The sequence below is a fragment of the Streptomyces nanshensis genome (assembly GCF_001751255.1).
Lineage (GTDB): Bacteria > Actinomycetota > Actinomycetes > Streptomycetales > Streptomycetaceae > Streptomyces > Streptomyces nanshensis_A.
This window is the reverse complement of sequence record NZ_LJGW01000504.1, coordinates 1-811: the sequence shown is the minus strand read 5'-3', so window position 1 is coordinate 811 and position 811 is coordinate 1. Positions and strand designations below refer to the sequence as shown.

Genomic DNA, 811 nt, shown 5'->3' with positions numbered 1-811 from the left:
GAGGCCGCGGATCTTCTCGTCGCGCGCGAGGGCGCGGGCGCGCACCTGGCGGCGCTCCTCGTCGGCGGCGTGCTCGTCGTGCATGGCCGGGTTCGGCGGGACGAGGAAGACGTCGTCGCGGGATTCGCCCTCGCGCGGGAATGGCGCGAGCAGGGCGGCCGCGGTGCCCACCGCCACGGCCGAGCGGGGCAGCAACGCGGCCCCGGCCAGGGCCTCTTGGGCGCGGACGTGGCTGTCCGGGTCGGTGATGACGACGCCGTCGACCAGCTCGGGCCGTGCCGCGAGCACGGCGGCGTGGTCGGCCGGGTCGACGGCCTGGGCGAGATAGCGCCAGCCGGGCAGGGCGGGGATGCCGTGCTCGCCGAGGAAGTCGACGGTCGCGGTGACGTCCGGGGCAGGCGGCAGCAGTCCGCCGTCGCCGAGGGCGCCGAGCATCCGGGAGTCCTCGGCCGCCGCCGTTCGCAGGTCGAAGAGCTGACGTTCGCAGGCGGCGACGGCCTGGTCGAGCAGTTCGGCGAGGGATTCGCCGCCGGCGTCCAACTCGGCGGCGGTGAGCGGGTTTCCGGAACCCGGGGCGCCGTCCTCCGTGTGGCTGCCGTGCTCCGCGTCGCCGTCCTGCGCCGAGCCGGCGGAAGCCCCGGAGCCGTCGTGCTCCGCCACGCCGGTGCCGCCCTTCGCCGTGCGGCTTCCGCGCGGTGACGGCACGGCGGAGGCCCGTACACCGTGCGGGCCCGTGTGCGGCAGGCCCAGCAACTCCGCGAGGCGTTCCTCCGCGCCGAGCGCCTCGGCCGTACGCCGCTCCGCGTCGTGT

At 77.1% G+C, this 811-nt stretch carries 1 pseudogene; it reads right to left on the bottom strand.

What is annotated here, in order from left to right:
* Positions 1 to 811, bottom strand: a pseudogene (locus tag AN218_RS29085) (hypothetical protein); the annotation flags it as partial.